Here is a 19,508-nt window from a genome sequence, read left to right as displayed (position 1 = left end):
CTTTTCAAGCTGCAGCCTGTTTCATCTACATTACTTCTTCTTTTTCCTTGCCGCCAGCCAGATGAGCAACAGGATGATCAGGAGGATGATCCAGATGCTCCACGCCGGCAAGCCGAGTGATTTCAGCCATTCGGTGATCTTGTCGATAATGGAACCGGACTTGCCCGCATCCTCCAGGCGGCCGGTATGAATATCCTGCCCCGCGACGGACAGCGTGGTGTTCGCGTCTATCTTGCCGGAGAAGGTGATCACGTAGCTGCCGTCCTGGTTATCCTGCACTGAATCGATCTTTATTTCAGGATTGCTGACGGAGAACGCATTGCCGTAGCCGGGGCCCAGCAGGAAGCCTTTATAGGTAGTAACCGGTTTGATGGTCATTACCAGGATGCCGTTGTTGATGGTGGTGGAAATGGACGATTGGGCCGCGTCGATGCCGGCGAATGTGGTGTAAAAGCTTTCCGCATGGATACGTTCGATGGTGCCGCCCGCGGAATCTACCGCTTTGACGCGGATGAGCAGGTTGTAGGTACCGGATACCGTCAATCCGTCGAACGTACCTTCGTATTTGCCGTTCGATGTATGATTCAGCGCAAAGGTGTTCTGTGATTTGTTCAGCAGCGTATTCCGGAAGGCGCTGTCGTTCGCCATCAGCTGATCAAACTTCTGCTGGCCGGGCGATCCTGCGTCCTGCGCAGTGGAGAGCTTGGCCGTGAACGGATTCGTTCCGAGCATGTTGCCGATATCGCCGCCCGGACCGATGACTACGCCTTCCACCGTTGCATTCTCGATAGCATGCCCCAGCCAGTCCAGCTGCATGGTTACCGGGTATTTATCCTGCACCTTCGGGCGGAGGTTACCCAATGTTCTGTTCATGTGGAAGTAGTGATCATCCGCAAAAGAGCTGAGCTGTACGCTGCTCACTTTTGCAATGGAATCGGACATCAGCACTTCCCATTTCCCCTGCGGGCTGAGCGGTGATTCGCCGCTGTTGAAATAATATGTAAGGAGAAGACTGTTGGTGTAGTTACCCGAATAACTCGGTTTAGCCCTGAACGTTACATTCACGCCGTCCTGCAATACCCTCATCTGGTAGATCGCATGCAGCAGCTGGTTGATCTCGAACTTCCGGTCGAACCGGAATTCCAGCAGCAGCTTGTCTACACGGTTGTTCAGCGTGAATTCCTGCAGCTTTTGCATGCCGCCGCCGGGAGTGATCTTGGTATTGGTACGGGCGATGAGCTGCGGGCTGGAACCTGCCAGCATGGAAGCAAATACAGCATCGAAGGCCGCATCGAGATCGAGGCCGGTTTCTGAGTGATTGTAAGTGGCGAATGTATGTCCCGCGAGGTTCTGCAGCATTTCGTTGAGGTTGCCGGGCGCATGCAGGCCAATGGTGAACATCTTGGGGCTGCCGGGTGTATTGGGGATGGGCGTACCGCCGATGTTCTGGCCGTCGTCGCTTACTTTCGGGTTCTGATTCTGTTCACCGTCGGTGAATACTACAATGCTGCGGCCTTTGTTGGCGTCAGACAATTTTGTCTGCGATACCTGGATGCCTTTGCCAAGGTTCGTCAACCCTGTCGGGTTATTCGCCATCAGGTCTGTGGTGATGGTATTCTGCACACCGGCGTTCACGGGGATGAATCCGTTGCAGCAGGCGGAGGCGGGCGTTACGTCCGTATCGAAATAGGTAAGGCTGATCTGATCAGCCGGGCGGTTGAGCGCCTGGTATTTGTTCACGAAGCTGCCTACGGCATTTTTCAATGCCTCCCAGCGCGTCATGGTAGACAGCGAAAGGCCCATACTTCCGGAGCGGTCCAGCACCAGCACCACCTGCAAATCTCTGCTGATGGTCACTTCAATCACGCGGTTGCGGGTAGCGGAGGCATCTTCATTGGTCACAACGAGAGTAAAGGAAAAGGTGCCCGTTGCGGTAGGTGTGCCGGTGATCTTCACGGTTTCCGCGTTGGTAATGGGAGCGCCGGGGTCTGCCGGTAATTCCACCGTTAAACCTTTCACCGTAAATCCCCGGGGTGTTTCCACATATCCGGGCACGCCGGCGGGCTTGTCGTTATAATCCCACAGCACCGTAGCCGCGGCGCCCTGCACACCAATTGTTTTAGGCGTACCGGCTGGGATGTTCACGCCAAAAGGCAGGGAAAAGGGATATGGCGGCTCATCCGCATTGATATTGATCAGCGCCTGCGCGCTGGTCAGCAACGGAGCCAGCAGTACAAACAGGAACAATAAACATTTGACTTTGGTCTTCATGATATTTGATTTTTATTTTTTTAAATCCATGTAACATGCAGCATTTGCTTCATCCAGGGCAGCTTCACAACGGTGTATCCCCAGGGCAGGCGGGACAGCAGCACGTCCTGCGCAAGGGGTTCTACGTGCAGCAGGTATTTGCCGCCCGCGGGCAGCAGCTTGCCATCCCGTTGCAGGAAGCCTTCCTGCAGGCCATCCGGACTGGTATTGCGCAAAGCGTTCCAGTGATGGATCACAGCCTGCAGTAATTCCCGGCAGGCGTTCTCTTCTTCTTCCGTTAACGGAGGTTCCGCGGGAATGGGCGTTTCAGGGTCCAGCCCCGCGAGTATCTTCAGGAAAACGAGCCGGTATTCATGCAAGCCTGTTTCGCCGAAAGCCAGCCGGGACAATAACTGCAGTGCTCTGAACGGGCTTTGGGCAGAGCGCCACTGCTGATCTTCCCACAAACCTGTTATGCGGAAGAGGGTTGCCAGGAAAGGATGCAGCAGCACCATGCCGGCGGCCTGTACAAAAAGCGCATCTTCTTCTTTTGGTTTTTCACCGGCGGATTTTCGCTGCGTGGACTGGCTGGCGATGTCCGCCATTATCTCTTGCATTTTTGCTTCCTCCGTTATATGCTCCGGTGTTTCCAATGGTGCTGTCCTTTCCGGCAGGGCGCTTTGCGTTTCGGGTCCGGCGTTTGGGGCTGCGTGATCCTGCCATGCTGTTGTCTCGTCCCGGTAATCCCGCAATGCGGCAACGTGTCCTTTCAATATGGTATCCTGCCCGCACAGAGTTATCATCAATTCCGCAATCTTCAAGCTAAGCGCATTTCTTCCGCCCGCTGTTTTTTCCAGCAATAAAGGCAGTTGCATGCTGCCGGCGGATTCCATCCACATCATCCAGAAATATTGGTGGATCAAGGGCCGCAGCGCAGGGAAGGATGCCAGCGCAGGCAGTAATATCTTCAGCTGCCGTGATCCTTCATCCCCTTTCATGTCCAGCAATTGCAGGCATCCGCCTATCCATTCCGCACTGAAATGATTGCTGATCCTGATCCTTGCCGCCGCTGAAGTTTGCAATGTTTCTTTCAGTGTTATCTTTCCGCGTTCATGCAGGGAGCGCAGCCAGTTCAGGTTAAAAAGTTCATCCAGGAACTCCGGGTGGCCGTGCATTCTGTGCCACCAGGGAAACCGGCCGGTAGCGAGGAAACTGAGCAGTATCTGCTGTACGGCCTTTGTTTCGGAAAGGCGTACAGCAGATGGTTTGTCTGTTGCCGGAAGGCTTTGCGCAGACGGTCCCGGTTCATTAGCATGATCATCATACTGATCATGTTCCATGATTTCATGCGCACCGGCCAGTTCCTGCAACTTCCTGCCCAGCACCTCTTTCAGCTTGCCATATGCCTCCTTTTCAAATCTTCCTGTTGCAAAAATGCCGAGGTCTATTTCCAGTTTTTCAATAACAAGATGTTTCCCTTTCAATGGAAGCTCATCAAAACAGGCTTCTATGCAAGGTTTGACGATAGTATGCAGATAATGCGCGGCGCGCTGCTCCCATTCAAGGTTCACCTTTGAACTGGCGGCGCTTAGCTCAAATACCTGCCGCTGGATGATATGTGTTGTTCTATCCGGCATTTCAGCTTTCGAGTGCGGTATAAATATTATTGAGTACCAAAGCCAGCTGGTCACGGCGGGGCGCAATGTTTGCTTCTACCGGTTCGTCTACCAGGTATTCAGCGAGCCAGGCGCGGTACTGTGTTTCAAAGTTGTTAAAGCTGGCATCCGCGTTGGTGACGGGGGTGCCGGGCAGCGAGCTGTCTACCCACAATATCCTTGGCATGATGTGGGCGGGACAGGCTTTGCGGACCTGTTGTTCGGCCAGCTTTCTGAATTCGGGATCTCTCCACCCTTCCGGCTGCGCCGGTTGGCGGGGGCTTCCGGCCACGGCGAAATTGCGGGCGTAGCCGGAGGGGAACACGAAGCTGATCTGGAAGGACCAGGCATCGGGGGTTTCCGTCATGTTGAGCACAGCGGGATGCAATGGCAGGTGTTCCACGAGATAAAATCCCTGCATGCTGAACAGCCGGAAAATATGCGTCCATATGCGCAGCATTGCTTCTCCCGCCAGCTCGCGTGTGGCGTAGTCCAGCGGCGCGCGGGCCAGCACGGTGCCATCGGCGGCCAGCAGCATCACCTGGAAAATGTTGGGCGCGGGGTGCTGCACTTCATAATTCGTAACGTCCGCGCCGCGGCTGATCGCCATTTGAATGCCCGCCTGCGCTGCTGCTATGGCCAGCGGGTCTGTGGCAGCCGTGTAATCTACCTGGCCTGTCAGCAATTCATCGCCGTTGAACGATGGTTCTTCCCATAGCCTGAAACGCTTGCGGATGGGGGGATTCGGCGGTTGATCAAATACTTCGAAATAATCGGTCGTATTATGCACGACCATTCTTCTTTCCTTCACAGCAATGCCGAGCATATGGTACAGCCTTTCTTCCAGCGGTGTTAAAGCAAAGCTTGTCCAGAGCTGTATGATGTCTTCCACCATGTCTGTGATGCCCGTTGCCGCCAGCGCGGGAGAGGCAAACAGTTCTTCACTCTCGGCAATGAAAGCGGTATCCGCGGGCGTTCGTTTGATGGTCAGCCGCAGGTCCGCGCCATCGGGCCTTGTATCGTAATTACCGGCAACGGTAGCCAGTGAACAGGCTTCCACGGCCTGTCTTCTGCAAACAACGGCTGAAGGGGAAGGCGCCGCGCTGCGCAGTAAAATAATTCCTTCCGCGTCCGTGATCGTCCATATGAAACCTGCCGCTGTGCTTTGTATCTGCAGCAACCTGTCCGTGCGCCAGAGCGGGTTCCCATATGCCTGCGCGCGGTCCCGGTTCAGTACCGGCAGATCATGCAGGAATGCGGATTTGGCCCTGATCAGCTGGCGGGATGCGGTATTGCGTTGCGCTGCCTGCCTCGCCAGCAGGGTGTTCAGCGGCAAGGCCGCGCTGTCCGGCACAACAGACGCTTTATGGTAAGCCAGCGCGGCGGTATCGTACATATCTTCCCCGAAAACGGCGAGCAGGTGGTTCAGCACACGGTTGCGGCGCGCGAGGAACTGCTCGCGGCTTTCGCCGGACTGCGCCAGCGCTGACACATAACCGTTGTTCGCATCCTGCCGGAAGTCGTCCCAGGTGGTAGTCAGCGGATCAAAGCTGCGGAGCAGCTTCGCCACGTCCGGCAGCTGGTACAACGGCGGGAGGAAAAGCGTTTGCTCCAGGTCGGGGTCTGAAGAAAAGTAGGCGTTGATATTCGATAGCTGTCCCGCGAGTCCCGCGGTCAGCTGTTCAAAAAAGAACATATACCCTTTCAGCTGCAAAGCCAGCGCTTTTCGTTCATCCGTCACCGTTTCCGGCAGGCCGGCTTCTCCCACGCCATATACAAGCGGCAGGTCGTTCTGAATGGGATAATAATCTCCGGTAGCGTATTGCCCGCCCACCGGGAGCGGAATATCTTCAAAGCTGGTGGCTTCCTGCAGCAACTCTGCCGCTTTCTTCTCTTCCACCAGCTCTATCACACGTTGCAGATCGTATCCGGCTTCCACGCCGTTGCGGAAGAAGGTGATACGGGATTTGGTGAGGCTGAGCCTCGGAATGTGCCGCTGGCTTTCCACGAGGTGCAGGCAGTCGCGGGCATTGGATGTAACGGGACGGTTGTCCAGGTAATTCGCCAGGCTGAGATTGCGCACCGCGGCGATGTTGCGGGCGCTCACATCTTCGCGCTGGATGATGTCTGTGCCGCGCTGGTCCCTTTGCTGAAGGATGAGGCGCAGCATGTCTGAGGTGTACAGTACGTCGGGGAGGCTGGTGGCGCTGAGGGAGCCGTCCTGCAAAAAGCCGGCATCCATGGAAGGGCCTTCAAAGACCTTATCCGGGGAATGGTTGGCCAGCAGATCGCCCAGGCTGCTAAAATGGTTGACGGGCGCCACAAACCGGTCTATGCTAAAGAAAATGTCCGCCAGCAGGTCTTCCAGCAAAACGCCGGGGTTCACATCAATGATCGCTGAAACCGCGATCTCCTGCAGGTGCACCGCTTTATAATCAAAGAAGTCCTCGCAGAGGTTCCGGTAATCTTTCAGGTACCGGCGTACGCTGCGCATGGCGTTATTGGCGTCGCGCACGCGGTCGTTGAAGCGGTTCATCAGGGCGAGGTCGGTGGGACCGTTGTCAATGAGGGAAGTGAGCACGTCGCTTATTTCCGGGAGAATAAGGGGCAGTTCCGTCAGCGGATTTTCCATCGGCGTTGTGACCTGTGCCACCACCCATAAAAGCGCCGTCGCGGCGGGACCAACGGGTGGTTGATAGTCTACATTGATGCGCGCGAAATAGGCGCCGCTGCCTTCAATGAGGTTCCATTCATTGCCGGAACTCATGTCGAAGGTCACATTGGTAAACGTAACGTCTTCGCTGAAGGGGCGCGCGTCCGCATCATCCCAATACGGGAAAGCAATATCCACATTATAATCCGCCGCTAACGCCGCCGGATGCACGACAATGCTGTACGTGCTGCTGTTCAGCGCGGCTTCTTCAAATTCGAGCAGCACGCTGTACCTTCCGCGCGGATCTGTGCTCAAGGGGAACAGCCAGGCGTTCTGCACCAGCGGGTGATCTATCAGTACTTTCCGGAAGTCGCGCAGGGCAATGGGTGATACCGGTAATATTTCGGCGGCGCTGTAAAACTGCTGCCGGTGGCCGGAAATATCGCTGGCCACCAGGTCGCGCATATCCATGCCGCTTCGCAATCCCATTTCGGTGATGGCATAACAGAACGCTTCCAGCAGGGTAATACCGGGGTCGTGGAGATTGTGGTCTGTCCAGCTTTCTGCGGCAACAGCGCGCAGGAACTGCATGCCTTCTTCGCGAAGGAAAGCAAAGTCCTGGCTTTTCATTGCCGGGGGCGTAACAATGATGGGGGTTGCTTCGGCCATGGGGTTATTGTTTTTGACGGGCTGTTTCCAGTTGCGCTTCCAGTTCCTTTACGCGCTGCGCCAGTTCCTGTATGGCGTTTACCATCACGTAGGTCAGCGCGTTACCGTTGTACATCAGTACATCGTCTTTTGCTTTTTCGTTATCCTTTATTTCTCCGCCGGAGATCATGTAAGGAAATATCTGCTGCATCTCCTGCCCGATGATCCCTACTTCTTCATGATCAGCGGGTACATTCGGCAGCTTGTCGTATTTAAAGCGAACGGGGCGCACCTGCATGAGCTTGTCCAGCCCGTCGTCAAATTCCTTTACATCCTTTTTGTAACGCACGTCGGACAAAACGGTCCATACATTGCCGTTGAGTGTTTTGCCGGCGTCTCCGTTCACCTGCAAGAGGTGGTTGTTGGTAGCGCCGGGCAGCGTTGCGTTGTTACCGATCACCACAGGCCCCGTAGGGGCAACGAACAAACGGGTGGTGGTGCGGTTGTGCGTGATCGCGATAGGCTGACCACTGGGCGCATTGAGCGCTACATCGCCCGCGGCGCCCTGGCGCAGCGCGAAGGCGGTATTGCCGCCGCTGTGGTCCGTATGGCTGAATTGCGCGGATGTGGCAAAGGCGCCGTTGCCGTTCGCCACTACGGCATTCCCGAATTTTACACGGTCCGCGGGCGCTGCGTTGTTGCCGAGTGTGACTTCCAGCCGGAAAGCAGGGGCGGCCACAAAGTTGCCGATGCCCACGTTGCCGCCGTTAAATGCCACGCTCGGGCCGCCGGCCACGGGCTGAAACGCACCGCCGCCGCCACCGACGTTATTGAACGTACCGCCGTCGAACACCTGGAGATTTCCGCTGTTGAAACGGATCGTTCCGGGCACGCCTGTTGCGGGATTGCCAAGGTTCACGCCGCCGGGGATATTCAGGTTGTTGTTCGCATCAACATTCACCGAGTCATCTATCTTGGTGACAAATGAATCTATGAGGTCGCCAAAGTCCGCGCCAGTGGGACGTTCACCGTCTCCGAACTGCTGTTTTAAATAAGATTTGCTACGTTCTGGCATGATTGAAATTTTTAACTATTATGAAATGGGTACAAAATCAAGTCCGATGATCATTTGCCCGATACCGATCTGCTGTGTGCCGGTGCAGACCTTGCTGCCCGCCTGCAAAGCTTCTATGCGGTGCGTGCTGTTGGATACGAGGATGGTATCCGGTCTTGTGGCGGCGGCGATCTCCACGGGTATGCCTACTACAAAATCCACGCTGATGGTTTTGCCGATGCTGCCGCCGATGGTAGCTTCCGGCGTATTGCCGATGATGAAGTCCAGCCCTATTTCCATATCTCCGATCCCTCCGCCCAGGAAGCTCTCTCCCTCATGACGGTGATACAGCTCGAAGTCCGTTACATGGTCCACGTACTCCCTGCCTTCAATGAAAGCCAGTATCTCGGAGGCGTGCACCTTTCCGCCGAATACGATATCGCGTCCTTCTTCATAGGCCCAGGGGCTGAGGAATTTCTTGATCTCTTCATTCAGCACGGTGGAATAATATCCCGGATCAAATTCGGGATGGAAGCTCACCTTGCAATCCACCAGCAATGTTTCATAGCTGGGGTTGGTCACGTGCACATTTACAAAAGGCGATACATAATTCGCGCGGATAAAATCGCTGATCTCCCGCAGGTGGTTCTGGTTCACCTTCGGTTGCAAAGGATCGCCGGTGGGGCGTTTGCGCCAGTCGGGCACCACCACCATCCGCACGTCGCCGGGGCGCAGGGACTGGTCGGTATCGGAATGCGGCAGGCATTTTATTTTGTATATCCCGGGATAGGCTTCCAGCACGAGGCGTTCATAATCCCATCCTGACACCCCGCGGTTCCTGTGCCGCAGCCTTTCGCTCACGCGGCGGTAAAATGCGTCGTCCGCTTCAGCGTTATGCCCACCGAACGAAGGGAAGGGCTGCATCACTTTTTTGATGGAAGGTATTTTCACCACCAGCTTGCTGATCGTTTCCGGCGGCAGCGGCGCGGAGAGATGCGCTTCATATCCGCGCGCCTGACCGTCGGGCAATACCAGCTTTGCCCTGGCGGCTTGTGTGTTGATCTTGCTGAAAGCCGCGGCGCCCTGGGGGTTGTCGTCCACACTCACCCTGATCCACCGCATGCCCGCAGGCATCAGGCTGTGCGCTTCCGTGGCGTCCGCGCCGATGTTCACACGAACGATGCCCGGCTTCTGGAAACCGCCGGTGCTTTCTTCCTGTATGTCCGCCGCTGCAATGCCGCGCCAGCGGTTGCCTGCGAGATAGCTCCAGCGGAGGTCACCGGAACGCAGTAATGCTTCGCCTTCCACGCTGCCTTCTTCTATCTGGAAAAGGAAAGACACCGTTTGCGGCACCGCCGCCTTTTCCAGTCCGATGTACAGCGCGCCCTTGCCGGGTTGCGGTGCTATCAGCAGGGCCGTGTCGCTTTTGGCGGTTTCACCGGGACCGAACACGTCCTGCATAAAATACTGGTCGATGCCGTTCGGATCATCCGGTTTAAAAACATCTTTGGCGGTATAGTTCAGCTGCACCGATCTCAACACAGGCGTGTAGGGCGGTTTGGGCAATTCGGGTTTGGGGCCGATGTTGTTGTACTGGCTTAACAGGATCACCTGCTGCGTGTATGCGAAGGGGAAAGTCTTATGGCCGAATGCTTCAAAAGGCGCTTCCACCGGCATGTTCCCCAACCCGGACCGTGTGGGGCCGGTGAGCACCAGGCGGACAAACCCCTGGTTGACCTTATTGTCGAACCCGCCGGAAAGCTGCAATGCGGGATCCCGTTGAAACGGTGTGTTGACCGTTTGCGTGGTAAAAGAAGTTTTGTTCACGCCTACCAGTTGCGGCAATGCGGTGCCGACGGGATTGAACAGCGCTTCATTGTTTACCAGCCTTGTATTCCAGTTGCGGTTCGATAAAATATCCATCGCCGTGGAAAAGGCGGAATGCGCGATCTGGTTATTGCCATAGTTGGCATATTGATCGATGAAACTTTCGGGCGGGTCCTGCCATTCGAGTGTTACGCCTACCGAAGTGAGCGTTTTGGAAAAGGCTTCCTGGCTGCCGACGTACAGGTTGTTCAGCACCATGGGCGCGCTGCCGAAGGGAAGCACAGGTTTGTCTGACGGCTGAACGGACTGGTCATTTTGCAGGATGAGGTTCTTCATCCCTTTTACTTCCACTTCAATGCCTACATTTTCCACTTTCAATTGTGACAGCACTTCCATCATATACCGCTCCGGTTTCAGCAGCACGCGCAGCACCGGCCATTGCGTGCTGTAAGCGCCCTGGTGCACCGCTTCGTTATAAGCGGTAACAGCGGGCAGCGATTCGGGGATGTCGATGGACAGTTCGAGGGTGAAGGGATTTTCCACGTCGGGGTCCTGCACCAGTACGCCGGGGACCAGTTCTGCTTTCAGCGTAAGGTTATCCGTGATCCATCCTTTCTCTCCCGTCAGCGCTACGTTCAGCATGGAGGTGAGCACGAGCTTCGGAGAGGTGAAGCCTTTGAAGGAACGCAGCTGAATGCTCATGCGGATGCTGCGTGTGCCTTCCGCCAGGAGGAGGTTGGGAGATGCTACGGCCCATCCCAGCGATGCGGGCGTCATTGTTCTTAATTCCGGTGGCAGCGGGAGCTGTGCGGAGCCGAACGGGCGCCAGGCGGTGAGGGTGTTGTTCAATACTTTGGCGGCATCGTCCGCTTTAAAAACAATACGTTTGCCGGTAGGGTTAGCATCTGTGTAGCTCGACCTGATCATGCTCACCACCGCATGCGAGATCACCTGTTCGCTTTCCAGCGCATACCGCAAAGGCAATCCTGCAGCCGTTTTACCGGCATCCAGCAAAACACCCGGTTTCACCAGTACCGGCTGCGCGTTCTTGCTCAGCTCAAACAGCACATGCACTTCGTCCGGTGTGGGTGCGCTTCTTTGCAGGCGCAGCACTTCTTCGTAATAATAGTCCAGCCGCTTTTTGGTGAGCGTGTTCAGGTCATCCTTGGCGTAAGCGTATATTTTCAGGAATGCGAGCAGCAGGGCGAGGTGCGGGGAAAGGTCCTTCTTCACCGCGAGCATCGCCAGCAGTTCGCTTTCGGAAATGATGCCCGCGCTGTTGCGGAACTGCTCGAAGAAAGGCCGCCAGTCGCCCTGCGGGAGGTTGTTGCGGTCGTAATATCTTATCTGCGCGGCCATCTCGTCCACGAAGCGGAGCAGGTCCGTGGTGCTGCGTCCGTCTATCTTCACGTTGGCGGGGTCCAGCGCGGGCTGCGGGCGCAGCGACTGGTTCACTCCGTCTGTGGCGAGCAGGTACTGGTAGATATTTTTACTGGTAATGGTCATTTTACTTTTCAGTTAGATAGAACGGGAATACCAGGTTGTTTCTCTTGTTGGTGCTGCGAACGGTGTAGTCTACACGAATGCTGATCTTCCCGGATTCCATCGCGTCCGGCAATACCCGCACTTCATTCAGGTTCACTCTGGGCTCGTACATCAGCAGCGCCGTTTCAATTTCCTTTTCGATGGCGGTGGCGGAGGATGTGCTCAGGGATTCAAACAGCCAGCGGTCGCGCTTCCAGCCGAAGGCCGGCTGCATGACGCGCTCTCCCAGCTCGGTGGACAGCAGCAGGCTGATGCTGCTGCGTACGCTTTCTTCCGCTTCCAGCATGACTACTTCTTTTTCGAACTTGTCGAATACCGGCGGGAAGCTCCAGCCTTTTCCTAAAAATGCTTTTTCGTTTGCCATAGCTTGCTGTTTTAAAAAATCACCCAATAAGCACCGTCGGGCAGCCCACTACGATAGATCCCCCGTGCGCCGTGCTGTCTCCCATTCTCGCGGCGGGCATGCCACCGATCAGCACTGTGGCCGATCCCATCACCACGCTGTCCGGCGGGCCGGTACAGGTGAGCATGTCACCCATTCTCAATGCGGGCATACCGCCGATCAGCACCGTGGTTCCGCCGGGAGGCAAGGCGGGGCCGCCCACGTGGGGCACTGTTCCTGTTACCATCGGGCATACATGCATGTCGCTTACTCTTGCTGCGGGAGGCATATCTCGTCAGTTTATTTGTACAAGACTTCCTTTGACCACGGTTACCGCGCTGGAACTTACTTCCAGGCCCGCGGTGCCTTCCGCTTTGAATTGCGTGCCGGCTTTCAGGCCAAGGTCTGTCTGACTTTCCATTTTGATCGCTTTGGAAGCTTTGAGCGTAAGGTCGCCCGCGCTTTCCAGCGCTATTCCGGAAGACGACATGATGATGCTGTTGCCGTTCTGGTCCGTGATATTGATCTCGCCCTTGTCTTCATCCAGCACCAGCTTGTTCCCTCCGGGCGTATCGATCGTGAGTGTTTTTTTATCATCGTTGAAAAGGATGCGCATGCCGCTGCGGGACGTGTATCCTTTTTCGTGGTTATCATCGGCGGCGGTGAGTGGCGGCGCTTTGGCGCTGCTGTGCAGTCCGCCGAGGATCACAGGTTGCCGCGGGTCGTCATCGAGGAAGCCCACGAGCACTTCGTCATCTATTTCGGGGAGAAAAAAAGTACCGCGGTTGTCGCCGGCATCCAGTGTGGCCACGCGCGCCCAGGAGCCTTCGCCGTCCAGACCGATGGACGGAATTTTAATGCGTATGCGGGATTCCGAGGCCGGATCGCCTTCCAGCGCGGTGACGATGCCGGTGTGCAGGCCGTTGATGCCGGGCAGCAAAGCGGAGGCGGGGTGCGACTGGTCCATAAAGGTTTCTGCGTGCTGCTTCGGCGTTAATCCCAGCTGGAGGTCCGTAAGCCAGTTGCCCTGCGTGATCTCGTGCCTTGCGCCGCTGATCCAGGCCATGCCGTTGAAGCGGTCGCCCAGCCCTTCTAGCGCTACGGTGATGCCGGGCAGGGCGGATGCGAAGCCCTGCACTTTTGCCCTTCCGCACATAAAGGCCATCCTGCTGCGGAGGAGTTTGGTATCGGCCCAGCTTTGCACTTCCTCTTCGCTGAGGGTGCCGGGCTGCCGCAGCACAAATTCTTCCGCGCCCGCGCCGGCGCTGACCGCTGCAGGATCGAGGTTGCCGGGGTTGGGCCATCCGGGATCGGCGGCTTCGGCTTCCAGGAGGTCCTGTGCGGCGGGGTCCCAGCTTTGCGCTTTCACGCCGCCGTATTGCTGCAATCCATCTATCTGCATGTCAAACTCGATGAGATTGGTGCCGAAGCGCAATGTAGCGTCCGCAGTGGCGGCTACCGCGGGTTTGATGATATCCACCTGCCCGTCATGCGCCACGCTGATAAAACCTACAGACCCGATGCGGCTCATGAGGAAGTCCCAGTCCGTTACATCGTATTGCACCATCCCGGCGTGCGTAACGGGCGTATCTTCAATATCTCCACTCAGGCCGAAATTGCCGAGCAGCGTAGCGGCGATGTCGCTGTCTTTCTGATCTTCAAACAACGCGCTGTTGCGCGCCACGGTCATCAGCACCGCCTTGTCCCTGCACTCCACCTGCAGCTCCGTACGCATCAGCCGCGCGCGCAGGGAATGGCGGGTAACGATGCCTGAAAAGATCATTTCGTTGATGCCGTGATAGCCGGCCAGTATCTCAATTTCATTGCCGGGCACAAAGAACGCGGCATTGCTGACGGCCCAGTCCATCTGCATCACGTCGCCATCCTCGATATTGATCGTTGCGGAAGGAATGCGGTTGGCTTCGGTATGCACCACGATCGAGCGGATGAGGGTGCCGGACGGAATATCTTCACCGTTCACCCGGATGGTCCACGTCACCAGGCTGGTATCCTGCTCTATCGGTAGTAATGCGGTTTCTGCCATGATCATTGTTTTTTAGCCGGTGGAAAAGTGATGTCGCTGCCCTTTCTCAGCCTTCTGAAATCGTAGAGCTTGTTCGTTCTTGCCACTTCGATGTAGTATTCCGGTTTGCCGTAGATCTCGTGCGTCATCAGCGGGAGCGTATCGCCGGCGATCACCGTGCGCTGATGTGTGAGGTCGGGCGATTCCTTGCCCTCCTTGTTTTCGCGGAGAATGTCCGAGATCGCGCTCTGGAAAGACACCTGCGCTTCCACCCGCAGGGGCGTGCCGTTCACGTCGAACAGTTTGTAGTTGAGCGCCATGCTGATCATCACGCAATCATAGATCTGCCGGCCCCATGTGATCTGCACCCAGCGCGGCCCGTGGCTGGCGGGATCGAAGGTGTAGACCACCTTCGAGAATTTGGCGATCTCCTTCATCACGTCATACTTTTCGTCGTCACTGAACAGATCCGCTACCGCGCCGGCGATGGGAATATTGTCCAGCGGCCCGGCGGGCGGCGGCACCACGCCGGTTCCATCGAAGATGATCGTGAAGCTCATGGAGGTGGGCGACATATTCGCCAGCTTCGGCGCGCTGTCAGACGTGCCGATGGCATCGCTGCGCTGGTAGTTGACGTTGTGGTTGATGGAATACGATTCGGGGTTGATCTGCACGGCGTACTGGTCTTCCTTGACGGTGCTCAGCACGCGCGTAGTGGTTCCCGGCACCGTGGGCCTGTAAGCCTGGATGATCATCTTCACGAGCTTTCCTCCGCCAAATATTGCGTCCAGCATTATCTTTCTTTTTGTTTTTCTAAAATTCGCATCACTTCTTCCGCGCATAATGCAATGATCCTTTGCAGCTCCCCTTCGCTGAGTCCGGCGCGCGGAGCGCCGCTGCTGCCGCCGGGCGTACCCGATGCGTGCTGCGGGGGATCTTCCACCCGCGCCCTGATAACAAGTTCTCTTACTTCAATGGGCATGACGGTTTGTTTTTACAGGCCGATGTTGATGTCAACGGAAGCGGACAATCCCGCTGCCAGGTCGAGCCCTACGCTGATGGGATCGTAGTATTTGAAATACTGGTAGCTCAGCACCAGCGTTTCCACTACTATTTCGTTGCTGCCCGCATTGATGCCTGAAACTTCCAGCCGTTTGGGGATGGCGTTGATCAGGTACCAGTTGTACAGCGGCACATGGTCCGCGTTCATCAGCGAGATGAGCACATTGCTGGGCTTGAAGCGGAATTCGTCGATCGCCTGCCGGGCCCAGTGCAATACGCCGGAGCCCAGGAACTTGCCGCGCTTCATGGTCACATCGCCATACTTCGTGCGGGTGGGCAGGTTGTGCGAGAAGCGATGCTCCCCGCCTTCCGCTTTCGTTTCCATTTCAATGTCCACGCTGAGGCCGGACACTTCCTGGAAGCGCACGTCGTTCGGAAACTGCGGCAGCACTTCAAACAGTACGAGGAAGTGGAAGCCGGGCTGCGGATAATCGAATGCTGACATCGGGATCAATCATTTTGGATAACGAGCCCTTCATGCGCGAGCTCAATCGTTTCAATCGCCACCTCGTTGCCGTCTGCCTTCAGGTCGGTGGACTGCACCTTGATGGGCCATGCGTTCTTCACTTTCCAGACCACCACGGGCTCGTGGCTTTCGTTGAGCAGGCTGATGGTGACGTTGCGGCGCTCGATGGTGTTGAGGGCTACCGTGTTCCACCAAACGAAGAAATCATTGTCGCCCTGGAACGTGCCGCGTTTCAGCGTGATGTTGCTGTACTTCTGCATGCCGGGCATTTTGATCTTGGTATACTCGGGGCTTGCGCCGTCGCGGTATTCGATCGGGTCGGTCTGCACATCCAGACCTGAAACCTCGGTAAAACCAATACTGGCACCACCCCATTCAACCTGGAAGTGGAATTTTGGAAGCGGATAGTTCGCCATAACTTATTGTTTTAAAATGTTAGGATTCCTGCATTTTGTGGGAGAAGCGGAGTACGATAAATTCCGCGGGGCGTACCGCCGCCATGCCGATCTCCACGATCAGCCGGCCTTCCAGTATGTCCTGCGCCGTCATCGTTTCACCCAGTCCCACTTTTACATAAAAAGCTTCTTTGGTGGTAGCCCCGGCCAGCGCTCCCTGCCGCCATTGCAGCGTGAGGAAGTTTTCTATCATGGCACGGATGCGTACCCATGTATTGGCATCGTTGCTTTCAAACACGAAAGGCTCCGATGCTTTTTTCGTTGACTCTTCCACGTAAGTAAAGAAGCGGCGGACGTTCACGTAGCGCCATTCGTTGTCGTTCCCCGCGAGCGTTCTGGCGCCCCATACGAGGATGCCTTTGCCGGTGAATGCGCGGATGGCGTTGATGGACTTGCCGGTGTCGTGCACGTTCAGGCTGCCCTGTTCCTGGTCCGTCAGCTTGCAGGCGGGCTCTACCACGCCGCGCAGGCTGACGTTGGCGGGGGCTTTCCACACGCCGCGCGTGCGGTCTGTTGAGGCATAGATCCCCGCCACGGCGCCGGATGGCGGCAGCAGGCTCATGTCTTTCCGGATGCGTTCGTATACCGCTTTGAAGAAAGGATGTTTGGCAAAAAGGTTCTTTTCCGCCTGGTCCGTCCGGAAAGCCGCATCCTGTATGAGCGCGGTGAACGCCTGCGCGATGGTATCGAACGCGGTCTGGAAGATGGGAGAATTGGCGGCCAGCTGCGCGGTCTGCGCCACGGAAGGTGTTGTGAAGTCCGTTGCGTCCGCGATGATCGAATCAACAGTCACGCCACCTATCCAGTCTTCCGTATCCAGCGAAACATATTCTCCGTTCACCTCATCTTCATCGCGGGTGGTGGAGATAGAGTTCATCACGTGGGTATTCTTTTCGAACTGGATGAGCCTGATCAGCTGATCACGCAGGCCGGTATCGGCTTCCAGCGAAGCCAGCAGCTGCACCAAACCCGGTGAATTGCCGGCATCGTCTTCGAGGTCGCGGAAGGCCAAGGCAAGCTGCTGTACAAAATCCATCATGGCGGTGAACAACGGCCTTACCTGTATTGCAGTGGTGGCAGCCATCACGGCTGCGCGCAGTTGTGCGAGGTGCGCGCTCAGCGGATTGTAGTTGCCCCTGTTGAGCGACACGGCGGTGACCTTTGAGAACACGCGCTGCTCTTCCGCCACACCCGCGCGCAGATCGGTGACAAGCGCATCCAGTGCGGGGTTCCCCGTCATGGTATCGATGGTGGCGTCGGGGATGACAACGGGTATGGCCTGGTTGTCTACAAAAGCGAGCTGTGAAAAACGGATGTCTTTCAGGTAGGTGGTGCTCAGCCAGGGATAGTAGACGGCGGCGTATTTGAGGTTCTCCGTCCCAACGCGGTTGCGGAATTGCGCGATGGGCGTGGTGGCGTGATCGGGCGCGCGGTATCCTTCCATCAAATCGAGGATGCCGAAACGGTCCTGCAAGCGGCCGCACTGGTCAACGATGGCCTGGTGCAGATTGCCTGCCTGCGGGAAGTCCGGCGTTCCGTCCGGGAGGCGGAGCGCCATCGCATCGGGACAAACGATCAGGGTAGGTTCGTCTACTTTTTCGATGGCCTGCAGGCCGCCGCGGAGCCCGGTGGTGTTATTGCCAAAGACCACTTCAGCGGCGTAGTTGCCAACGGCCACTACATAACAGGGGCCACCGCCGTTGTCGAAATAATGACGGATGGCGTCGAAGAGATAATACCTGCGGCCATTGACGGGCGTGATGTTCAGAATGTTGAAACCTGCGCCGGGGTCTACCTGTACGGTGTATGAAGCGGGGTCGTAAGCGCCGCCGAAAACGGTGGTGAAATCAAGCAGTGAAGTGAGGCGTATGGGTATGTTGATGAGCGTTGCGCCGGCGGTGTCCGCCGTTACCGCGGTATGCCCGATGAAGGCGGGGATGGCGGTGGCGACCGCCGCTACGGAAGGCGGGATCAGCTGCAGCTCTTCAACATATACGCCCGGGGTTTTATGATCCATGATCGATCGGCTTTAAAGATTAAGATTCCTGCATTTTGTGAGAGAAACGGAGCACGATGAACTCTGCCGGGCGAACAACTGCCATGCCTATTTCCACGATCATGCGGCCTTCGAGGATGTCCTGCGCGGTCATCGTTTGCCCCAGGCCCACGCGCACGTAGAATGCCTGCTCGGGTTTTGCGCCGGCCAGCGCGCCCGCGCGCCATTGCAGGATGAGGAAATTTTCTATCATGGCGCGCACTTTCACCCAGGTGTTCGCGTCGTTGGGTTCGAATACGAATGCTTCCGATGCTTTCTTGGTGGATTCTTCCACCATGTTGAAGAAGCGGCGGACGTTGATGTAACGCCATTCATTGTCGTTGCCCGCAAGCGTTCTGGCGCCCCATACGAGCACGCCCTTGCCGCTGAACGCCCTGATGGCATTCACGGATTTGCCGGTAGTGTGCACGTTCAGGTTTTCCTGCGTGGCATCGTCCAGCGCCACGGTGGGACGGTTCACGAAGCGGAGGCTGACGTTGGCGGGGGCTTTCCACACGCCGCGGGTGGAATCCACGGTAGCGTATATCCCCGCGATGGCGCTGCTCGGCGGCAATACCACGGGCATGGCGGTGATGGCGTTGCGAATATCGTGATAGAGCTTGTTCGCGCGGTGGTATAAAGAACGCGGCTCATCCGCCGGAGCGGGATTTTCGAGGCGCAGTACGGTGTTGGCGGGTACTGCAGCGCCGTCCAGCGTGCCGGTGATGGCAACCGTCGTTTCATCATAATTATAGCTGAGCGTTGTTTGCAGCTGCGGGTAGTAGGCCGCGCCGTACAACAGGAAATTGTTGCCGATCAGGGTGCGGATGCCGAGCGTGGCGCTGTCGATCACATCTTCCCCGCCGGGAGCGGAGTAGTCGAGGTGCCCGTTGAACACATCGATGATCGTAAAGCGGTCTTTCAGCTCATTGCATTGCGCGAGCGCGGCCTGGTACAGCTGGTAGAAATCGCCGCGGTCCAGCTGCAATGCGTCGGGGAAGACCAGCAGGGTGGGTTCGTCTTCCTTGCCGATGGCCGTCAGCCCCGCGGTATGTTGCAGGAGGGTGGGCGCAACATTGTCCGCACCGACGGATACGATGTAGCAGGGGCCGCCGCCGTTGGCGAAATACATTTGCAGGGAGTAGTACATGCGGTAGAAAGCGGCGGGCGCTGCGGGAGGGGTTTGCACGATGTTCTGCCCCTGCGGGTCTGTGTTCACCGCCGCGGTAAAGGTCTCCAGCCTGGCGCCGAATACCGATTCGTATTCCACGAGGGATTTGATACGCACGGGACGGTTGATCAGGGTATCTCCATTGAGCGTGGTATTCCTGGTATAGCCGATGAAGGCCGGAATAGCCGTTTCAACCTGCGCCACAGAGGGCGGAAACTTTGGCACCTCGTCGATGTAGACGCCGGGTGTTTTAAGGTCTGCTAAATTTAACATGAGCGGTTA

At 56.8% G+C, this 19,508-nt stretch carries 14 protein-coding genes; all 14 read right to left on the bottom strand.

Going from position 1 to position 19,508, the window contains the following annotated elements:
- Positions 1-30: 30 nt before the first annotated feature.
- The 14 genes from CCY01nite_RS11600 to CCY01nite_RS11535 are packed head-to-tail and all read right to left on the bottom strand — an operon-like array spanning position 31 to position 19,499.
- The gene (locus CCY01nite_RS11600) at positions 31-2,271 is read right to left on the bottom strand and encodes a vWA domain-containing protein (protein ID WP_146861348.1); all 2,241 of its coding nucleotides are present in this window, start codon (positions 2,269-2,271) and stop codon (positions 31-33) included.
- A 20-nt stretch (positions 2,272-2,291) separates the two neighbouring features.
- The gene (locus CCY01nite_RS11595; RefSeq protein ID WP_146861345.1) at positions 2,292-3,887 is read right to left on the bottom strand and encodes a contractile injection system tape measure protein; all 1,596 of its coding nucleotides are present in this window, start codon (positions 3,885-3,887) and stop codon (positions 2,292-2,294) included.
- Between the two features lies 1 nt (position 3,888).
- Complete coding sequence (locus CCY01nite_RS11590; RefSeq protein ID WP_146861342.1) at positions 3,889-7,227, bottom strand: hypothetical protein; 3,339 nt, start codon at positions 7,225-7,227, stop codon at positions 3,889-3,891.
- A 4-nt stretch (positions 7,228-7,231) separates the two neighbouring features.
- A complete protein-coding gene (locus CCY01nite_RS11585) occupies positions 7,232-8,281 on the bottom strand; it encodes a tail fiber domain-containing protein (RefSeq protein WP_146861339.1) in 1,050 nt (349 codons plus the stop codon).
- Positions 8,282-8,299: 18 nt separating this feature from the next.
- The gene (locus CCY01nite_RS11580) at positions 8,300-11,593 is read right to left on the bottom strand and encodes a baseplate J/gp47 family protein (RefSeq protein WP_146861336.1); all 3,294 of its coding nucleotides are present in this window, start codon (positions 11,591-11,593) and stop codon (positions 8,300-8,302) included.
- 1 nt (position 11,594) lies between these two features.
- The gene (locus CCY01nite_RS11575; protein ID WP_146861333.1) at positions 11,595-11,996 is read right to left on the bottom strand and encodes a GPW/gp25 family protein; all 402 of its coding nucleotides are present in this window, start codon (positions 11,994-11,996) and stop codon (positions 11,595-11,597) included.
- Positions 11,997-12,015: 19 nt separating this feature from the next.
- Positions 12,016-12,303, bottom strand: coding sequence for a PAAR domain-containing protein (locus CCY01nite_RS11570; protein WP_146861330.1), 288 nt, complete (start codon positions 12,301-12,303; stop codon positions 12,016-12,018).
- A gap of 6 nt (positions 12,304-12,309) precedes the next feature.
- Positions 12,310-14,058, bottom strand: a complete 1,749-nt coding sequence (vgrG, locus tag CCY01nite_RS11565; protein WP_186831023.1) for a type VI secretion system tip protein VgrG — start codon at positions 14,056-14,058, stop codon at positions 12,310-12,312.
- 2 nt (positions 14,059-14,060) lie between these two features.
- Positions 14,061-14,831, bottom strand: a complete 771-nt coding sequence (locus tag CCY01nite_RS11560; protein ID WP_146861324.1) for a CIS tube protein — start codon at positions 14,829-14,831, stop codon at positions 14,061-14,063.
- Complete coding sequence (locus CCY01nite_RS11555) at positions 14,831-15,019, bottom strand: DUF5908 family protein (RefSeq protein WP_146861321.1); 189 nt, start codon at positions 15,017-15,019, stop codon at positions 14,831-14,833. Before CCY01nite_RS11555 ends, CCY01nite_RS11560 begins: the two co-directional genes overlap by 1 nt.
- A 12-nt stretch (positions 15,020-15,031) precedes the next feature.
- Positions 15,032-15,544: a phage tail protein gene (locus CCY01nite_RS11550; protein ID WP_146861318.1), complete on the bottom strand. Its 513-nt coding sequence runs from the start codon at positions 15,542-15,544 to the stop codon at positions 15,032-15,034.
- Between the two features lie 5 nt (positions 15,545-15,549).
- Entirely contained in the window at positions 15,550-15,981 is a 432-nt protein-coding gene (locus tag CCY01nite_RS11545; RefSeq protein ID WP_146861315.1) for a phage tail protein, read from the bottom strand.
- A gap of 19 nt (positions 15,982-16,000) precedes the next feature.
- Positions 16,001-18,037, bottom strand: coding sequence for a phage tail sheath C-terminal domain-containing protein (locus CCY01nite_RS26885; protein WP_246129918.1), 2,037 nt, complete (start codon positions 18,035-18,037; stop codon positions 16,001-16,003).
- 19 nt (positions 18,038-18,056) lie between these two features.
- A complete protein-coding gene (locus CCY01nite_RS11535; protein WP_146861312.1) occupies positions 18,057-19,499 on the bottom strand; it encodes a phage tail sheath family protein in 1,443 nt (480 codons plus the stop codon).
- Between the last annotated feature and the right edge of the window lie 9 nt (positions 19,500-19,508).

This window comes from Chitinophaga cymbidii, from assembly GCF_007992715.1.
GTDB classification, from domain to species: domain Bacteria; phylum Bacteroidota; class Bacteroidia; order Chitinophagales; family Chitinophagaceae; genus Chitinophaga; species Chitinophaga cymbidii.
Note: the sequence above shows the minus strand (reverse complement) of the source record. Positions and strands in the feature narration are given on the sequence as shown.

Excerpts from the sequence above, each read along its gene's own strand:
- CCY01nite_RS11570 (WP_146861330.1), bottom strand. The coding sequence starts at position 12,303 with ATGCCTCCCGCAGCAAGAGTAAGCGACATGCATGTATGCCCGATGGTA.
- CCY01nite_RS11595 (WP_146861345.1), bottom strand. The coding sequence starts at position 3,887 with ATGCCGGATAGAACAACACATATCATCCAGCGGCAGGTATTTGAGCTA.
- CCY01nite_RS11535 (WP_146861312.1), bottom strand. The coding sequence starts at position 19,499 with ATGTTAAATTTAGCAGACCTTAAAACACCCGGCGTCTACATCGACGAG.
- CCY01nite_RS11575 (WP_146861333.1), bottom strand. The coding sequence starts at position 11,996 with ATGGCAAACGAAAAAGCATTTTTAGGAAAAGGCTGGAGCTTCCCGCCG.
- CCY01nite_RS11550 (WP_146861318.1), bottom strand. The coding sequence starts at position 15,544 with ATGTCAGCATTCGATTATCCGCAGCCCGGCTTCCACTTCCTCGTACTG.
- CCY01nite_RS11580 (WP_146861336.1), bottom strand. The coding sequence starts at position 11,593 with ATGACCATTACCAGTAAAAATATCTACCAGTACCTGCTCGCCACAGAC.
- CCY01nite_RS11600 (WP_146861348.1), bottom strand. The coding sequence starts at position 2,271 with ATGAAGACCAAAGTCAAATGTTTATTGTTCCTGTTTGTACTGCTGGCT.
- CCY01nite_RS26885 (WP_246129918.1), bottom strand. The coding sequence starts at position 18,037 with ATGGATCATAAAACCCCGGGCGTATATGTTGAAGAGCTGCAGCTGATC.
- CCY01nite_RS11560 (WP_146861324.1), bottom strand. The coding sequence starts at position 14,831 with ATGCTGGACGCAATATTTGGCGGAGGAAAGCTCGTGAAGATGATCATC.
- CCY01nite_RS11585 (WP_146861339.1), bottom strand. The coding sequence starts at position 8,281 with ATGCCAGAACGTAGCAAATCTTATTTAAAACAGCAGTTCGGAGACGGT.
- CCY01nite_RS11545 (WP_146861315.1), bottom strand. The coding sequence starts at position 15,981 with ATGGCGAACTATCCGCTTCCAAAATTCCACTTCCAGGTTGAATGGGGT.
- CCY01nite_RS11590 (WP_146861342.1), bottom strand. The coding sequence starts at position 7,227 with ATGGCCGAAGCAACCCCCATCATTGTTACGCCCCCGGCAATGAAAAGC.
- CCY01nite_RS11555 (WP_146861321.1), bottom strand. The coding sequence starts at position 15,019 with ATGCCCATTGAAGTAAGAGAACTTGTTATCAGGGCGCGGGTGGAAGAT.
- vgrG (WP_186831023.1), bottom strand. The coding sequence starts at position 14,058 with ATGGCAGAAACCGCATTACTACCGATAGAGCAGGATACCAGCCTGGTG.